The organism is Pelomicrobium sp. G1 (genome assembly GCF_051905455.1).
GTDB lineage: Bacteria > Pseudomonadota > Gammaproteobacteria > Burkholderiales > UBA6910 > Pelomicrobium.
In genome coordinates this window covers 1-322 of record NZ_JBQACR010000223.1, presented here as the reverse complement: position 1 = coordinate 322, position 322 = coordinate 1, and the positions used below count along the sequence as shown (strand labels likewise).

1 protein-coding gene is annotated in these 322 nt (G+C 66.1%); it reads right to left on the bottom strand.

Annotation, left to right across the window (positions count from 1 at the left end; genetic code table 11):
* Positions 1–213: hypothetical protein (locus tag ACTFO6_RS18270; RefSeq protein ID WP_439935806.1), on the bottom strand; the 213-nt coding region annotated here is incomplete at its 3' end.
* Between the last annotated feature and the right edge of the window lie 109 nt (positions 214–322).

Genomic DNA, 322 nt, shown 5'->3' with positions numbered 1-322 from the left:
CACCCGGGCGCGCGGGTGGTCGTGGAAATAGTACACGCCGTCGATGCTACCGCCGGACTGAAACCGCTGCGCCAGTATCGTTGCCACGTCCAGAGGCGTCTCGGGCACCTGCGCTTCGCTTGCCTCTTCCCCCGCGCGGCGCAGGGCGACGACCAGGTTGTGCTCAACGATCACGCAAAAGATGTCGGATTTGTCCATAGGCAGTGGGGCCACGGCTCATGCGTCCTCGTCCCAGCCCACGGCGGCTTGCAGGGGGCTCGAGGAGCGTCGCTGCCCGCGGCAGTTGCCGAAGCAGTAGGGCTTGTTGTCCGAACGCTTGCAC